This is a genomic window from Brevibacillus formosus, assembly GCF_003013405.1.
Lineage (GTDB): Bacteria > Bacillota > Bacilli > Brevibacillales > Brevibacillaceae > Brevibacillus > Brevibacillus formosus.
Map to the genome: position 1 here is coordinate 41,320 of NZ_PXZL01000011.1, position 15,450 is coordinate 56,769.

At 44.6% G+C, this 15,450-nt stretch carries 16 protein-coding genes; 11 read left to right on the top strand and 5 right to left on the bottom strand.

The features are described 5' to 3' along the window. Nucleotides 1-46: 46 nt before the first annotated feature. From C7R91_RS11070 to C7R91_RS11080, 3 genes are all read left to right on the top strand, one after another. Nucleotides 47-841 (top strand): glycosyltransferase family 8 protein, encoded by a 795-nt coding sequence (locus C7R91_RS11070; protein WP_047072176.1) that lies wholly within the window; start codon nucleotides 47-49, stop codon nucleotides 839-841. A gap of 254 nt (nucleotides 842-1,095) precedes the next feature. Continuing rightward, the gene (locus C7R91_RS11075) at nucleotides 1,096-2,313 is read left to right on the top strand and encodes a macrolide family glycosyltransferase (protein WP_047072175.1); all 1,218 of its coding nucleotides are present in this window, start codon (nucleotides 1,096-1,098) and stop codon (nucleotides 2,311-2,313) included. Nucleotides 2,314-2,604: 291 nt separating this feature from the next. Next, nucleotides 2,605-3,039 carry a HEAT repeat domain-containing protein gene (locus C7R91_RS11080; protein ID WP_047072173.1) on the top strand — a complete coding sequence of 145 codons (435 nt, stop codon included), beginning with the start codon at nucleotides 2,605-2,607 and terminating at the stop codon, nucleotides 3,037-3,039. Nucleotides 3,040-3,099: 60 nt separating this feature from the next. Here C7R91_RS11080 and C7R91_RS11085 read toward each other — a convergent pair whose 3' ends face one another. Then, a complete protein-coding gene (locus C7R91_RS11085) occupies nucleotides 3,100-4,422 on the bottom strand; it encodes an esterase-like activity of phytase family protein (RefSeq protein WP_047072172.1) in 1,323 nt (440 codons plus the stop codon). 217 nt (nucleotides 4,423-4,639) lie between these two features. Here C7R91_RS11085 and trpB point away from each other — a divergent pair, with 217 nt between their 5' ends. The 7 genes from trpB (at nucleotide 4,640) to C7R91_RS11120 (ending at nucleotide 11,533) form a co-directional block, all read left to right on the top strand. Next, complete coding sequence (gene trpB / locus C7R91_RS11090) at nucleotides 4,640-5,806, top strand: tryptophan synthase subunit beta (RefSeq protein WP_047072171.1); 1,167 nt, start codon at nucleotides 4,640-4,642, stop codon at nucleotides 5,804-5,806. A gap of 172 nt (nucleotides 5,807-5,978) precedes the next feature. Beyond that, nucleotides 5,979-6,917: a nucleoside hydrolase gene (locus tag C7R91_RS11095; RefSeq protein WP_047072170.1), complete on the top strand. Its 939-nt coding sequence runs from the start codon at nucleotides 5,979-5,981 to the stop codon at nucleotides 6,915-6,917. A gap of 57 nt (nucleotides 6,918-6,974) precedes the next feature. Further along, nucleotides 6,975-8,189 carry a NupC/NupG family nucleoside CNT transporter gene (locus C7R91_RS11100; RefSeq protein ID WP_047072169.1) on the top strand — a complete coding sequence of 405 codons (1,215 nt, stop codon included), beginning with the start codon at nucleotides 6,975-6,977 and terminating at the stop codon, nucleotides 8,187-8,189. 144 nt (nucleotides 8,190-8,333) lie between these two features. Continuing rightward, the gene (locus C7R91_RS11105; protein ID WP_047072168.1) at nucleotides 8,334-8,996 is read left to right on the top strand and encodes a CPBP family intramembrane glutamic endopeptidase; all 663 of its coding nucleotides are present in this window, start codon (nucleotides 8,334-8,336) and stop codon (nucleotides 8,994-8,996) included. Nucleotides 8,997-9,114: 118 nt separating this feature from the next. Next, complete coding sequence (locus tag C7R91_RS11110) at nucleotides 9,115-9,699, top strand: GNAT family N-acetyltransferase (RefSeq protein WP_047072167.1); 585 nt, start codon at nucleotides 9,115-9,117, stop codon at nucleotides 9,697-9,699. Nucleotides 9,700-9,726: 27 nt separating this feature from the next. After that, a complete protein-coding gene (locus tag C7R91_RS11115) occupies nucleotides 9,727-10,548 on the top strand; it encodes a hypothetical protein (RefSeq protein WP_047072166.1) in 822 nt (273 codons plus the stop codon). 109 nt (nucleotides 10,549-10,657) lie between these two features. Continuing rightward, nucleotides 10,658-11,533 carry a radical SAM/SPASM domain-containing protein gene (locus tag C7R91_RS11120; protein ID WP_047072164.1) on the top strand — a complete coding sequence of 292 codons (876 nt, stop codon included), beginning with the start codon at nucleotides 10,658-10,660 and terminating at the stop codon, nucleotides 11,531-11,533. A gap of 87 nt (nucleotides 11,534-11,620) precedes the next feature. Here the strand turns inward: C7R91_RS11120 and C7R91_RS11125 are convergent, their stop codons facing one another. The 4 genes from C7R91_RS11125 to C7R91_RS11140 form a co-directional block, all read right to left on the bottom strand. Continuing rightward, nucleotides 11,621-12,481 (bottom strand): copper amine oxidase N-terminal domain-containing protein, encoded by an 861-nt coding sequence (locus C7R91_RS11125; RefSeq protein ID WP_047072162.1) that lies wholly within the window; start codon nucleotides 12,479-12,481, stop codon nucleotides 11,621-11,623. Nucleotides 12,482-12,653: 172 nt separating this feature from the next. Then, entirely contained in the window at nucleotides 12,654-12,908 is a 255-nt protein-coding gene (locus C7R91_RS11130; protein WP_047072161.1) for a hypothetical protein, read from the bottom strand. 22 nt (nucleotides 12,909-12,930) lie between these two features. Continuing rightward, nucleotides 12,931-13,542 carry a TetR/AcrR family transcriptional regulator gene (locus C7R91_RS11135; protein ID WP_047072158.1) on the bottom strand — a complete coding sequence of 204 codons (612 nt, stop codon included), beginning with the start codon at nucleotides 13,540-13,542 and terminating at the stop codon, nucleotides 12,931-12,933. 146 nt (nucleotides 13,543-13,688) lie between these two features. Next, complete coding sequence (locus tag C7R91_RS11140; protein WP_047072156.1) at nucleotides 13,689-14,474, bottom strand: class I SAM-dependent methyltransferase; 786 nt, start codon at nucleotides 14,472-14,474, stop codon at nucleotides 13,689-13,691. A gap of 267 nt (nucleotides 14,475-14,741) precedes the next feature. Here C7R91_RS11140 and C7R91_RS11145 point away from each other — a divergent pair, with 267 nt between their 5' ends. Then, nucleotides 14,742-15,443 carry a response regulator transcription factor gene (locus tag C7R91_RS11145; protein WP_047072451.1) on the top strand — a complete coding sequence of 234 codons (702 nt, stop codon included), beginning with the start codon at nucleotides 14,742-14,744 and terminating at the stop codon, nucleotides 15,441-15,443. Nucleotides 15,444-15,450 lie beyond the last annotated feature (7 nt).

Genomic DNA, 15,450 nt, shown 5'->3' on the forward strand with positions numbered 1-15,450 from the left:
AATAGTGTGTATATATAGCTCAATAAGGATATGGGGTGGGAGAATAGTGGGCACGATTCATATTGTAACAGCCGTTAATGATGGTTTTGCTATACATCTCGCAGTCATGTTATATTCCCTTTTTGAAAATAAGGCTTCGAAAAACCCAGTCATCGTTCACGTTATTGACAGTCAAGTCTCTGGGAAAAATAAATCCATCTTAACGAAAACTGTGAAACGATTCCATGCTCAAATCAAATATGTAACTATTGATCCGACCCTATATGATGGATTTCTCGTCCGTGATCATCTTACTCAGGAGACCTATCACCGAATTTCTATTCCAGACCTGCTGGACAAAGAAGTTGAAAAAGTGATTTATTTGGACAGTGATATCGTTATAAAAAAGGACATCACCCCATTATGGAACACAAAAGTTGATCAATATTTCCTTGCAGCGGTGATGGATTCTTGGCAAGGTTTGAACAAGTTAAGACATGCCGATCTAGCCATTCCGGATGACTGTGATTACTTTAATGCGGGAGTATTAGTCATGAATTTGAAAAAATGGAGAGAGCATAACATCACAAAAAAGATTATGGATTACATGAAAAAGAACCAAAGTATTATTCGTTATCCCAGTCAAGATCCGATGAATGCGATTCTTCATGATAAGTGGCTTCAACTTGACCCGAAGTGGAATTATCAGTCCAAACATCTTTATAAAAGCAACCTGCGAATAGACCCGGCCATTATTCACTACACAGGGGAAGATAGCAAACCGTGGTTGAGTAAAAAGCACCCGCTTCGAGAGGAGTATTTTAAATATCTCAAAAAAGTAAAGAAGTTAAACTCCTTGTAGGCATCGGGTTTTTGGGGCTTTCCTAATTAAATAATATGGTTGGAAATCCCTTCACATGGAGAAATGATAGCTGGAGGGATTTTTGTGTTGGGGTTTTTTTGAGATATAAGGGTTTATGCACGATACTAAACATCTTCATATAAAATATTGAACAAATTATGAAATATTTGGATTTTGCCCATTTTCACCAGACATCTAGCCTATAATGAAATGGAAACATTTTCTAATTGCATATTCTTTTGGAGGTGGAGTGAGTGGCACGCGTATTGTATGTTACGATTCCAGCAGATGGTCACGTGAATCCTACATTGGGATTAGTGAAGCAGCTAGTCGACAACGGAGAAGAAGTCGTCTATATGTGTTCAGAAGAATATCGGGATAGGCTTGCCCAGACTGGAGCGCAATTCCGCGCTTATCAATTGGATGAACAAGTACCTCGTGATTTAGGCTTTAACCCAACAGAATTCAAACACCCTCTTCATTTCACCGATTTTATGCTGCGAGGCATTATTGAACCCCGCATTCCCGAAATTCTTACGCGGATAGAAAACGAATCATTTGATTACCTGATTTTTGACTCCTTGTTTGGGTGGGGAGGAGCGATTTTAGGCGAGAAATTAGGAATCCCGACGATCTGCTCCGTAACCAACCTGGCATTTGCCGAACCGCTCAGCCATATTGTCGAAGTGTTTGATGCAAGCGATGATGTAGATGTGGATGCACTTTATGAACGAGTGACGCAGACTGCACAGAGCATTGCTCGTGTATGTAACGTAGCCGTCCCTGCCATTGAAGATATTACCCGCCAGTATGGGGACATGAAGATTGTCTTTACCAGCCGTGAATTCCAGCCAGATGCTGACAAGCTGGATGATAGCTACATTTTTACAGGACCGTCGATTACTTCGCGCCCGGATTCTCCTTCGTTCCCGTTTGAAAAGCTACGCGCTCCATACGATAAGGTCGTATACATTTCCATGGGCAGTATTTTGACCAAAGATGTGGAATTGTACAAAATGTGCTTTGCAGCCTTTCAAGATATTCCGGCTCAATTCGTGCTTTCTTGCGGAAGAGAAACGGAACGGAAGGCGCTGGGTGATGATATTCCACCAAATTTCATCGTTGAACCGTACGTTCCGCAACTGGAAGTGCTCCAGCAAGCCGATGCTTTTATTACACATGCTGGCATGAACAGTGCGAGTGAGGCTCTCTATTTTCATGTGCCCCTCGTCATGATTCCATTGAGTTCCGATCAACCGATTGTGGCGAAGCGGGTGGAGGAGCTGGGAGCGGGGATTATGTTAGATAGAGGGAAGCTCACACCGACAGCTTTGAAGGATGCTTTGCTGCAAGTGTTGAACGAGCCCACCTATAAAGAGCATGCGATACAGGTAGGGGACTCCTTGCGTAAGGCTGGCGGATACCAAGAAGCTGCAAGACGTATCATGTCTTTGTATTCCGTGCCGAATTAAAAAAGAAAAGCTTCTTGCCTTCTCATCATGAGCGGCAAGAAGCTTTTTTGACTATAAAGCAAAATCAGTATAAGGCGGTTCAGGAGGTTGAGATTTAGCGGCGTTACCATTCGCGAGTAAAAAGTCTCGATGGATAAAACTACAGGTTAACTGGCAAAATACCGTTCATTTTATTCAGGGGATGACGGGAACAGACCTAGTTTTTCGAAAATTTATATGTGAGCAGGGGGTGTTATTCAGGTGACGTAGTGCCATAATAGAAGGATGATAGTCAGAAGGAGATAGATTTGATTGAATAAACCTGTAATCAAAAATGAGCTTCCCCTAAATTTTGAGGAATTAAAGAAGGCTGCCAATCGAACATCGAATTGGAGAGAGCGCTTAGAAGCTGTTGAAGAATTAGGACAGTGGAAGCATGAAGAAACAGTGAAATTACTAACGAGAATCATGGAAAACGATACGGTGTACAAAGTGCAAGAGACTGCTTTTCAAAAACTGAAAGCATTTGGGGAAGGTGTACGATTGCCTGCTCAGAAAAAAGGCGACTTGATCAAAGGAGCAACGAAAGCCTTGGTAAGAATTAAGAAAAGCTTGCCAAAAGGCCATACCTTCGAGGAATTCAAAGAGAAACTGCAAAAAATGAGAAGCGATATCTATGATACGTACGAGGGAGAAAAAGGTGCTGATTTTGATCAGTGGCTTGAAAATACCTGGGCTTCGTTATAGTTATTTGGATCGAAGAAGCCCTGCCACTTTCTGAAAGTGCAGGACTTCTTCTTTTGCTTCTTATTTCAAATCCTTACCCACTTTAATCACATACATCTGCGTTGGATTGCTGTTGATTTTAATCTTACCCTTCTCGTCATAGCCCTCAACACCGAAATCATTGTCATTCACAACGGCAATCGTATTTTTATCGACAATCGCCAATCCTTCCAGCTTTTCATGCGGATAATTCAGCTTGGCTACATCCACCAGCAATTCCTTGAAAACAGGCACAATCCCTTTCTCTTTCACTTGGGCAAGACTGAGTTTTTCGAAGTCATGCTCACTTGTAGGAGTACCGAGTAAATTGGTTGCTTTCGAAAAATCTGCCTTATAAATACGTTTAAGCTGTACGTCTGCCCCGGCATTTTTGTCTCGCTCGTCAATCAGTAACACATCCTGGCTGAGTGCGGCCAAATCGCTGATAACGACGTCTTTTTGTTTCACTTTCACGAAATCCTTCGCGTTCTCTGAAATGTACATGTACTCGCCTACAACTTTTTTGGTGGCGAGATCCATTTTTAAAATGCGCAAATTACGGGAGGCTTCGCCTGATTTTTTATTAGGGAGTGCCATCGGACTTTGGATCGAAGTATACAAGAACTTGCCGTCTGGCGAGATGGTGATACCTTCGAATCCACGATTTGCAATGCGCTTGGAATAGACGGCTGGCAGCGTATCAAAAATTTCCATCTTTGCGCCTGCGGTAACCAAGGCTTCTTTGGTGCCCTTAGGTACATAGCGGCCTAGGATTGTGCCGTCACGCCTTACTTGAATGATGGATGGGCGGTATTCATCGGATAACCAAAAAGTATCGTCGACCGGGTTGTAAGCGATGCCTTCCAAATCCAAACCGTCTGGATCGTAACTAATCTTTTTTGTTCCCGTTACATCGTAGGGAACTTCATCAGGGCCAGCGAGGTTTGGCAATCCGCTGATATAGGTAGTTTTCGTAAAAGCGTTGATCTTGCCCTGTGGCAAACGCAGCTTGATGGTTTCTAAAACGTGAATGCTTCCATTCTCCACTTTAATTTTGTACAAGCGTGGTGTGTAGTTTTGGTCAGGGAATGTACGCAGCTCGTCCTTGCCGTATTGCCCATTGGGTCCACGGTCAGCCAATGTATAAAAGATAGAAGGCGGATCGTTTGGGAGATGCACCAGACCAGAGAAACCGCCTTCTTTAATACCTTCAGCGAGCGCAGGAGGATTTTTCCATTCGTGAATTTCGGCTACAACGGGTGCTCCCGTTATATTTTGAGTTGCACCTGCTCCTTGTGTTCCGATCAAGGACAGAGCCGTGATTGTTGCGATCAGCAAGCTTTTCTTTTGAAAGTGAATCTTCATCATATCCCTCCGAATGAAAAAACGACGTAATAAACCACTTGTGTTAGACTACCCGATCTATATTGGGAAAATATGAAGCTAAAATGATGGTTTTGTAAAAATTAACAACAAAATAATGAATTCTGAATAATCGTAAAACAAAATTGACACACGCTCTTTTGATCTTATAAAATGCAAGGAAGGATTGAGGACTAGTTATAGCTGAGGAGAGATGAGCATGTCATTGACAGAACAGACAAAAAAGGGATATTTCGGTGAGTTTGGAGGAAGCTTTGTCCCTCCACAATTACAGGAAGTATTGGACTATTTAGCTGAGCGATTTGAAAAGTATAAAGATGATGAGGAATTCATCGAAGAGTACAAGTACTATCTGAAAGAATATATAGGTCGTGAGAATCCGTTGACTTTTGCTCGTCATTTAACTGCAAAACTCGGCGGTGCCAAAATTTATCTAAAGCGAGAAGATTTAAACCATACCGGTGCCCACAAGATCAATAATGTCATCGGTCAAATCCTTCTGGCAAAGCGAATGGGTGCACAGCGTATTATCGCCGAGACGGGTGCAGGACAGCATGGAGTTGCTACCGCGACTGTTTGCGCGATGTTTGGCATGGAATGCGTGATCTATATGGGCGCGGAGGATACGAAAAGACAGGCCCTGAATGTATTTCGAATGGAGCTTTTAGGGGCAAAAGTGATAGCGGTGTCCAAAGGGCAAGGAAGATTGAAGGATGCAGTTGATGAAGCGCTGAATGATTTGGTACAAAACTATCAGAACACTTTCTATCTATTGGGATCTGCGGTTGGTCCGCATCCGTTCCCTACGATGGTAAAGTATTTCCAATCAATTATCAGTGAAGAATCAAAACGACAAATCTTAGAAAAAGAAGGTCGGTTGCCGGATGCGGTTATCGCCGCTGTTGGCGGTGGCAGTAACGCGATTGGAGCTTTTGCCCATTATATAGAGGAACCATCTGTTCGTCTGATTGGTGTTGAGCCTGATCAGGCACCTACCTTGACCAAAGGGGTTCCAGCCGTCCTTCATGGTTTTAAATGTTTAGTGCTACTAGATGAAAATGGGGAACCTCAAAAAACGTATTCAATTGCTGCCGGGCTGGACTATCCTGGAATTGGCCCAGAGCATAGCCAGCTAAAAGTCAGTGGACGAGCGGAGTATTACACGGTGACGAATGAAGAGGTATTGGCGGCTTTTCAAGAATTATCGAGAACAGAGGGGATTATTCCCGCCTTGGAAAGCGCACATGCCATTGCGTATGCCTTGCAGCTGGCTCCCACTCTGTCCTCGGAGCAGATCCTGATTGTTAATCTGTCTGGAAGAGGGGACAAAGACGTCGAACAAGTTTTCCATTTGTTAAACAAATAAGAGATGCAGAGGCCGTCCTTAAGGGATTGCCTCTTTTTTGTCTATCGACCGCATTTTTTCACTGTGATTGTATATTTTTTAGTAAAACTTTAGTATTATTTTTTGAAGGGTTCCAAATAATAGTGGTTTAATCATACTTCATACGAGTCCATGTATGAGATTGGAGATAATGATGAAGAAAAACATTTACTTTAACCATGATGGCGGCGTTGATGATTTGATTTCTTTATTCTTGCTGCTCCAAATGGATAATGTGAATCTGACGGGGGTATCCGTCATTCCAGCGGATTGCTATTTGGAACCAGCGATGTTTGCCAGCCGGAAAATCATTGATCGTTTTGGTAAAGGCGGTTTGGATGTAGCAGAGTCCAATTCCCGCGGGAAAAATCCTTTTCCAAAGGACTGGCGCATGCATGCATTTTATGTAGACGCACTGCCATTGCTCAATGAATCGGGAGAAGTGATCACGCGAGTAGCGGACAAGCCTGCCCATCTTCACATGATTGAAACGCTGCGTGCAACGGAAGGAAAAACGACCTTGCTGTTTACCGGTCCTTTGACTGACCTTGCGCGTGCATTGGATATCGATCCGACCATCGAAGAAAAAGTAGAACGCCTGGTGTGGATGGGCGGAACATTCCGCGAAGAAGGAAACGTGCATGAGCCTGAGCATGATGGAACCGCAGAGTGGAACGCATTCTGGGACCCGGAAGCGGCTGCTCGCGTATGGGAAAGCGGAATTGAGATTGATATGGTCGCACTGGAGAGCACGAACCAAGTCCCACTGACACTGGATGTTCGTGATCGCTGGGCAAAGGAGCGCAAGCATATCGGTGTCGATTTCTTGGGTCAATGCTACGCAATGGTGCCGCCGCTTGTACACTTCTCGACCAACTCGACTTACTACCTGTGGGATGTATTAACCACAGCATTTGTTGGCAATAGTGATCTTGTAAAGGTGCAAAAGGTTAACAGCATCGTGATTACAGAAGGTGCTAGCCAAGGTCGAACCGTTGAGACGGCTGACGGACGCCCGGTACATGTGGTTTATGACGTAGATCGTGATGCATTCTTTGACTACATGACAGAATTAGCGAAAAAAGCGATCTAGAACAAAGCAAGTCATCTTAGATATCGACACAGCTGGCGATACAGAAAGGATACGTTCATGCAATACATTTGGGGAGTTCTCGGCATCCTGGGAATTTTTTTAATAGCCATTGCGTTTTCGAAAAATCGCAGAGCGATTCAACCGAGGACGGTCATTGGTGCGTTTGCGATTCAGTTTATTTTTGCTTTGGTTGTACTGAAATGGGATTTTGGGAAAAAGCTTCTGGAGTACTTGGCGTCGATCGTTCAAAGCATCATTGATTCGACGAATGCCGGAATTCAGTTCTTGTTTGGCGGGATACTCGGTGCACAGAACGCAGGCTTTACTTTTGCCCTGCAAGTATTGCCGATCATTATTTTCTTCTCTTCCTTGATTTCGGTCCTGTATTATCTCGGAATTATGCAGTGGGCGACGAAAATCATCGGTGGATTTTTGTCTCGAGTGCTCAAAACGAGCGAAACCGAATCCATGTCGGCCTCTGCAAATATTTTCTTGGGTCCGATTGAGGCGCCACTTGTCGTAAAGCCTTATATTGAGAAAATGACCAAGTCCGAGCTGTTCGCTGTAATGACAGGCGGACTGGCGTGTGTTTCGGGTTCGGTAATCGGTGGGTATGCGATGCTTGGTGTTCCGATTGAATATTTGTTGGCCGCAGCATTCATGGGAGCGCCTGGTGGTTTATTGCTCGCGAAAATTATCATGCCAGAAACAGAACAGCCAAACAGAGTGGAACGTGTGGAAGTCATGAAAGATACGGAGTCCAGAAACGTCATTGACGCGGCTGCACGCGGGGCTTCGGACGGGCTCAAAGTAGCTGCTGGTGTCGGGGCGCTGTTGCTCGCGTTTATCTCGTTGATTTTCTTGCTGAACTCGATTATTGGCTGGCTTGGCGGGCTAGTGGGAGTACAAGCGTTGACGCTCGAGCACATTTTAGGCTACCTGTTCGCGCCGATTGCCTTTATGATCGGGGTTCCATGGGAGGAAGCGCTAAAAGCCGGTTCTTTCATCGGGCAAAAGATTGTCCTCAATGAATTTGTCGCGTACACGGCTTTTGCCCCTGAGATTGCGAATTTGTCCCAGAAAAGTGTTGTGATCATCAGCTTCGCCCTTTGTGGCTTTGCCAATTTGGCTGCGCTGGCTATGGTCATCGGCGGCTTGGGCGGATTTGCTCCGTCAAGAAGATCAGACCTTGCAGAGATGGGCTTGCGTGCAGTAGTTGCAGCAACCTTGGCGAATCTGTTGAGCGCAGCGATTGCGGGGATGCTCATTTAGATGAGTGGGTAGAAATAAGTACGAGGGCTGGAGTGATCCATGCCCTCGTTTTTTTGGTACTACGCGAAGTTGGTACTACTCGCTTTTAGTGTTCCCCGCTACAATCTTGTTAGTAAAAACAAGCCATGATTTGGTGGGGATACGATGAAGCATGTTCTGTTATTTCTAGGGCCAACGCTCATGATCTTTTTTGGTTTACAGGTCATGAGTAGCGTCCCAGTCACGTTTTTGCTGTTTTACGGGTGGCTGTTTGGGGTTCCGTTTGTAGACATGATCGTCTTGAAAAGAAATACATGGCGGGACACATTCAGGCAAATCGGATTGGGAACCAACCGCCCCAATATGTATCACGGCGTTTTGACTGGACTTCTTTCCTTTTTCACCATTATTGTTGCGGGATATTTCTTTCACAGCCTTTTGTTTGATAAGGATGATCTGCAAAACTTATTGGTACAATGGGATTTCTCAGGCAACCTTGTCGTTTTGCTCATCCTTGTTTTGCTAGTGATCAATCCGTTTCTTGAGGAAATCTACTGGAGAGGATATTTATTTAAAAAGCTGGGAGGAAAACAGACAAAGCGAACTATGATTTTGCTGACGTCATTGTTTTACAGCCTGTATCATTTCCTCTCCATCATTCCTTTGTTTAGCTGGCCGTATAATATCGCGATGATTTTGCCAGTGTTTTTGGCGGGAATGATTTGGGGATATATGCGAGACAAGAGCAACTCACTGATGGGTTCGATCGTCAGTCATATCCTTGCAGATTCAGGGATTATGGCTGTCTATCTACTATTCTTGAAATGAATGATGCTGGTATGGAGGCAAGCTTCCATACTTTTTTCTATTGGGTGGATAAGGAGGAAAAAGAGCCGTGTTGGAAAAAATAAGAAGTTAGGTAATCTCAAAAGATGGAGCTGAAATCATGAACGTAGACGTACTGTTTAACCAGTTTCCCATTCTAAAATCAGATCGGTTCACCTTGAAGAAAATCGAAGAGCAGCATTTGGACGAAGTATTTGAACTCTATAGCAATGACAACGTTTTTGCCTACTGCGGCATTATCCCCAAGCATAACAAAGAGACAGTAAAAAACATGATCGGGCATTTTGAGAGAGACTATTTGAAAAAGTCGAGGATCAAATGGGGGATCTTCGCCAATGATAACCCCGATCACTTGCTTGGCATTATCGAGGCTTTCGACTTTCAGCAAAAGGTAAACATGGTGACGATTGGCTACTTTTTGTCCGAAGCGCATTGGGGAAAAGGGATTGCGACGGAAGCGGTAAACATACTGCTTTCCTTTTTGTTCATGGATGTCAATGTTAACAGAATACAGGCGGAAGTGATGCCTCCGAATGAGACCTCAAAGAAAGTATTGTTGAAGAATGGCTTCATGAAGGAAGGGACACTCAGACAAGCAACGCTATGGTCAGGCAAAGGAATCGTGGATCTAGAGATATACGGAATGCTGAAAGAGGACTACGAAAATGGGGCAAAGAAAGAATGAGACAGAAGTAAGTGGGAGAAAAAGCGGATGAAAACCATAGACGACCTGCAAATGAACAACTGGCTATCCATGGGGCTGGGGAAGAAAAAAGAATGGCTCAAGTCCTTTGAAGGTTATAAAGGTCATGCCTTTACATTCAAAAGCGTAGAGAGCTTTACCTCAGGCAAACTAGCCCTGGATACGGGCATCTATGAGCTGGACGGCTGCGAGTATGTATTCGTACCGGGCAGTAGAGTCAGATTGGGATGGAATCAGCCAGTGAAACAAGATGAATTTATTCTGTCTGCGATGCAGAGCGAGCTTGAGATCGCTGGTTTTGAACAGGATGCCCTCGATTATCTTTCAACCGTATTTTCGCCGGTAAGAGAAGCAGAGATTCCCCCGATGCTTGTGGAAAGAAATGTACAGCAAGTAGTCAATGCGGATGGTTTGGTTAACTTCATGGAGGTTATCAAGGAGTTTGACCAGCAAGGCTTCTCGTTACTGACGGAGGATGAATGGGAGTACATATGCGGGGGAGGAACTAAGCGGATTTTCAGTGATCATCTTGAGCAGGGTCTTTTAGAGGATATCGGTATGGAAAAACGGTATTACTATGACGCAGACTTGGAGAAACCGAATGGCTTTGGTGTGTATATCGCATACGATCCATATCTGTATGAGCTTGTAAATGCCCATTGCTATGTGAAAGGCGGAGATGGGGGAGCAGCTGCACATGGCGGATATTATATGTTGGGCGTGGTTCCGCTGTCTCCCCATTATAGAGATGAAGGAATTAAGGAGCTAATTTGCAGCGATGGGAATTTTGATTGTGATGTCTATGCAAGGCGCGTGGTAAGGATCAAGTAGACGCGAGTTTTCGAGCAAACCACCAGAATACACCGTTACTTGTAAAAGCCCTCCTATGTTACTATGATGGGTATGATCAATCATAGGCATCGGGAATGGGGAAAACATCTTGAAAACATTTAAGAAAGTCTATATAGAAATCACCAGCGTGTGCAATCTCGCCTGTACCTTTTGTCCGCCAACGGAGCGCAGCAAAAGCTTTATTAAAGTAGAAGACTTTGCGAAAAGGCTGGATGAGATCAAACCGCACACCGATTACATTTACCTGCACGTCAAAGGAGAACCGCTTCTCCATCCCAAAATTGATGAGTTGCTCGATATCAGTCATGAGAAAGGCTTCAAGGTCAACATCACCACAAATGGGACGCTGATCGCGAAAAATCGGCATAAATTGCTGGGCAAGCCCGCGCTCCGACAAATGAACTTCTCGCTTCACAGCTTTGACGGACATATCGGCTCAACCAACCGCGAAGGTTATTTGCGGGAGATTCTTTCATTTGTTCGGGAAGCGCAGGAGCATCAAGTGATTTTTTCTTTCCGTCTGTGGAATTTGACACAGGATAACGCCACGAACATTCAAAAGAGTAGAAACCGCCAGACGCTCGAAGTGATTGAGAAAGAATTTGGGCTGGACTATCGAATTGAAGAAAAAGTAGTGCCGGGCAGTGGGGTAAAAATCGATGACCGCGTTTATTTGAACCAAGATTACGAATTCCAGTGGCCGAGTCTGACAGCGCCTGAAGATGATGGAAAAGGCTTTTGTCATGGACTGCGCACGCAAGCGGCGATTCTCGAAAATGGAACCGTTGTGCCGTGTTGTCTCGATGGGGAAGGGGTTATTAATCTGGGGAATATCAATCAGACCTCTTTCACTGATATTGTGGATGGCGAGCGGGCCAATAATCTGATAGAAGGATTTTCACGCAGGGAAGCTGTCGAGGAATTATGCAGAAGATGCGGGTACCGCCAGCGGTTTGGAGCGTAACAAAGATAAAACGTCCGAGTCATATGATTTTTTCGGACAGAACTCCGGTAAAAAAGCCCTCAGCTATGTGAGGGCTTTTATCCTGTATTATTTTGCAGATGTATCGTCAGAGTCTGTATCCTGTTCGGATTCTTGAGAGGCTTGAATGTCGTCAATAATGACGATTTTGCCTTCTTCTTGCCATTCTACTTTCGCGTTCAGTTGTTCACTGATGAAGCGCAGAGGCAGGAATACACGTCCGTTTTTCAGTACAGGTGCAGTGTCCAGAGAAATGGTTTTCCCGTCTACAGTTGCTTCTTTTTTATCGAGGAACAGTGTGATAGATTTTTCGCCACGCGTAATTTCTACGCTGCGAGTCTCTGGCTTCCAGTTCACTTCCGCTTTCAATGCGGAGCTGATAGCACGTACAGGCACCAACGCTCTTCCACCTTGTACAAACGGTGCCACGTCAGCTTTTACCTGTTTTCCATCTACGAATGCACTCACTTCTGTCGAGCCAGTATTCTCAAGGAGCTCTCCAAGCTTTTTGAATGGTGTGTGATCTCCTTTTTGGTACGTGCGCTGAAGAAGCTCAAGCTGAACCTCCAAAGCTCCATGTTTGTCAGTCGTTTTTTCCAGTTCAGCTACCAACTGCTCGTATTTCGCTTTTTGATCTTCCGTGATTTCCGCTGCATGCTTGAGCTCTTGGCGAAGCTCGATCAGCTCTTTTTTCAATTTTACGTCTTTGATTTTGGATTCTGTGCTAGCTTCGGTTGAGTTCTCATCGTCGCTATCAGTATCGGTATCAGATTCTTTGACAGAAGTTTCTTTCGATTTTTCTTTTGCTTCTGCCTTTACTTCGGGCTTGCCGTTCCCTTTTTCTTTGCTTTCCAGGTCAGCCGCCAGAGCAGCAGGTACACTTGTTGCGAGTAGAATAGCAACCAACGAAGTAGATATAGCTTTTTTCATTTGAATCTTCCTCCTTCTAGGTGTAAGTTTCATGAACTCGACATTCAAGACGGAGGAATATATGAATAAGTTGCATAGGTTTTGAGAAAATATTTTTATTTGTGCGAATTGTTACCTGTCAGTGTCATTCCTTCCAAATCCCGTATCTTTCTTACGCGTCCAATTACGATTCCTAGTAGCGCCACAAGTACGCCGGAAATAATAAACAAAAAGCCAATTCCTCTGCCAGCACCCCGCTAAAGGGTAGTAAAAGGAAGGAGGGGAGAAAAGAGAAGAGAATGATGAACGAATAGCTCATGGTAGAGTGGGTCTGTTGAAAAACAAAGACACCCAAGGCAAAAGCGGTAAGTCCGCTTCCGATCGCTGAAAACAGCTGCCCTGACCAAATGATCAGGAATCTGCGAAAGGCTTTATCATGAGCATTCATTGTCTTTCCTCCTTTTCATCCATTACAGAAAAGAGAAGGAGCCCGGCTCAGCTCCTAGTGATCTTTCAATAATCACCTGCATGGCCTGTAGACGCTTTGTCTGTTCCTCTTGCTCCCAATGAAAAATGCCTGATTCCAACAAAAATTGCGAGCCAGCGAGGAGAAACTGAACGGTCTCCAAGGCATTCTCGACATGAAAGACAGCTTCTTTATTTCCTTGTTCAATGACTTGTGCCAGAACAGGAGCAATTTTTAAGACAATGGCGATGTTAAGACGCTCGTGAAGCTCTCTGTTTTCGGGGCGATGCAAGCTTTCCATCCATTCGGCTCGCTTGTCGATGGGGTGGCTTTGGCTGCGCAGCATCTGGCGAACCTTCTCCATGACAGGTAAGGTAGAGTCATCTGCGATTTTTTTATATTCTTCGCAAAGCGTATCGACCATGGATTGGACAAATGCTTCAAGGATCTCTTCCTTCGATTTGAAGTAGTAATAAAAGGTTCCTTTTGCTACGCCCACCTTTTGAATGATCGCATCCACAGTTGTATGGACATAACCCTGATTTCGAAATAGCTCCCCGGCGGCTTCCAATATTTCTGCTCGCCGTGTTGTGGGGTCTTTCACGATTCTTTTCATCGGCGCCTCCTCCGATTGTCACTATGTGGTTGGAAACAGATTACCATATGACTGACCGTCAGTCTATAAGTGCGTGAAAGAAAAGAGGAGGGAAAGCCTCCTCTTTTCGGTATTAGGAATTTAGTAAGATGATGGCAAATTGCTCGTTATAATTTCTCGGCGATAATCGTGAAGGTTTTCGGGATTCCTTTATCAAAAACTTCCGATGAAAGATTCGGGAGTTCTTCCAGCATTTTTAGGTATAGCCCTTTGCTTGCAATGGCCGTAACGATTTCGCCTAACGTCCAATTGCGTAACAATACTTTTGATTCTGCGGCATTTGTGCCGTTCGAGAGAAATTTGGAGAAAGCAATGTCCTTTTCCTCAAGCGAGGTATCGAAATAATCGCCTGTTACTTTATGTTTGCGGATAGTAGCAGTCGTTCCGCGTGAGGAAATGAGCTTTGTGGATACCGGATGGAAATCTTGGAGCACGAGCATGCCGCCTTTTCGCAGGAGCGAGTTGACCACCTGGAATAACTCGGTTAAGTCCAAAAAGTAATGAAGGATACCGAATTCCATAAAAACAAGATCATACTCACCAGACAATACATCTGGAGGTAGGTGCAATACATCCGATACGATGTAAGTCAGGTCAACATTGGCAGCTGCAGCCAGTTCTTTGGCGTACTGCTCATTCTCATAAGAAAAATCGGCGATGGTCACGTCGGCACCTAGCAAGGCGAGTGCAACGGCTTTGTTTCCATTTGAACCGAGTAAATTGATAATTTTTTTGCCGCGAATATCCCCCATGTGCTCATATACTTTGCCGATTCGCTTTTGGGGGTCTTCTTTAATTTTGACCGCTGCCTCAGCAGGTGTACCAAATCGTTTCAGCCACGCTTGATAAGCCCCAGTGTTCCAAGATGTTTTATTCAGTTGTGCTGTTTCCACAAATTCCCCTCCATAGAGTATTCCATTCAAAAAATTGGCCCCGATAGGTTGGTAAGAGGGCTTAGGTAATTTATCATACTGACACATATGATTCGTGTCTATATATTTTCAAAGTGTTAATTTTTCCATGTGTGACCTGAAAGTGAGAACAAGTAGGGGCGAGATTCTACAATTGTGAAGCAAAGCGGTACAGTGGTAATATTGGGAAAAAAATATACGTCCGCTCTTTATGCGGTCGAGGGTTTGTTCGACGGGAGGCAAGCTGCTTTGAAAATCAAAGTGTTGATCGCAGACGACAATTCGTTTATACGGGAAGGCATGAAAATCATCCTGACGAGCTTTGCGGAGTTTGAAGTAGTCGGGATTGTGGAGGATGGGGTCGAGGCGGTGACGTTTTGCAAACAGAACGAGGTAGACGTCGCGCTTTTGGATGTTCGGATGCCAAACATGAATGGAGTGGAAGCGACTCGTGTGCTGACTACAGAAACTACAGTCAGACCACTCATTTTGACCACCTTCGACGATGACGAATTTGTCCTCGAAGCCATTCAAGCGGGGGCACGCGGCTATTTATTGAAAAACAATGATCCCAACCGCATCCGAGATGCCATCAAGAGTGTCTATAACAACCATCATGTACTGCAGGATGTTGTCCTGGATAAGATCAAAATGAACCTGAATACAGGGAAGAACGCGACGGATACCGTGTCCACTACCGCTCCTCCCAAAGCGACAGCATCCATCCCTGCCGAAAGCAAAATCGACCAAAGCTTATTTACGGAACGGGAGCTCGATGTCATGAAGCAGATCGCCAAAGGGCTATCGAACAAAGAAATCGCCAAGAAGCTGTTTATTTCCGAGGGAACTGTGGCGAATTACATTACTTCCATCTTGAACAAAACAGCGCTTGAACACCGTACGCAAATTGCCATCTATTATTTGACGGGCGAAACGAACATGTTGGATTGAAAGGAGG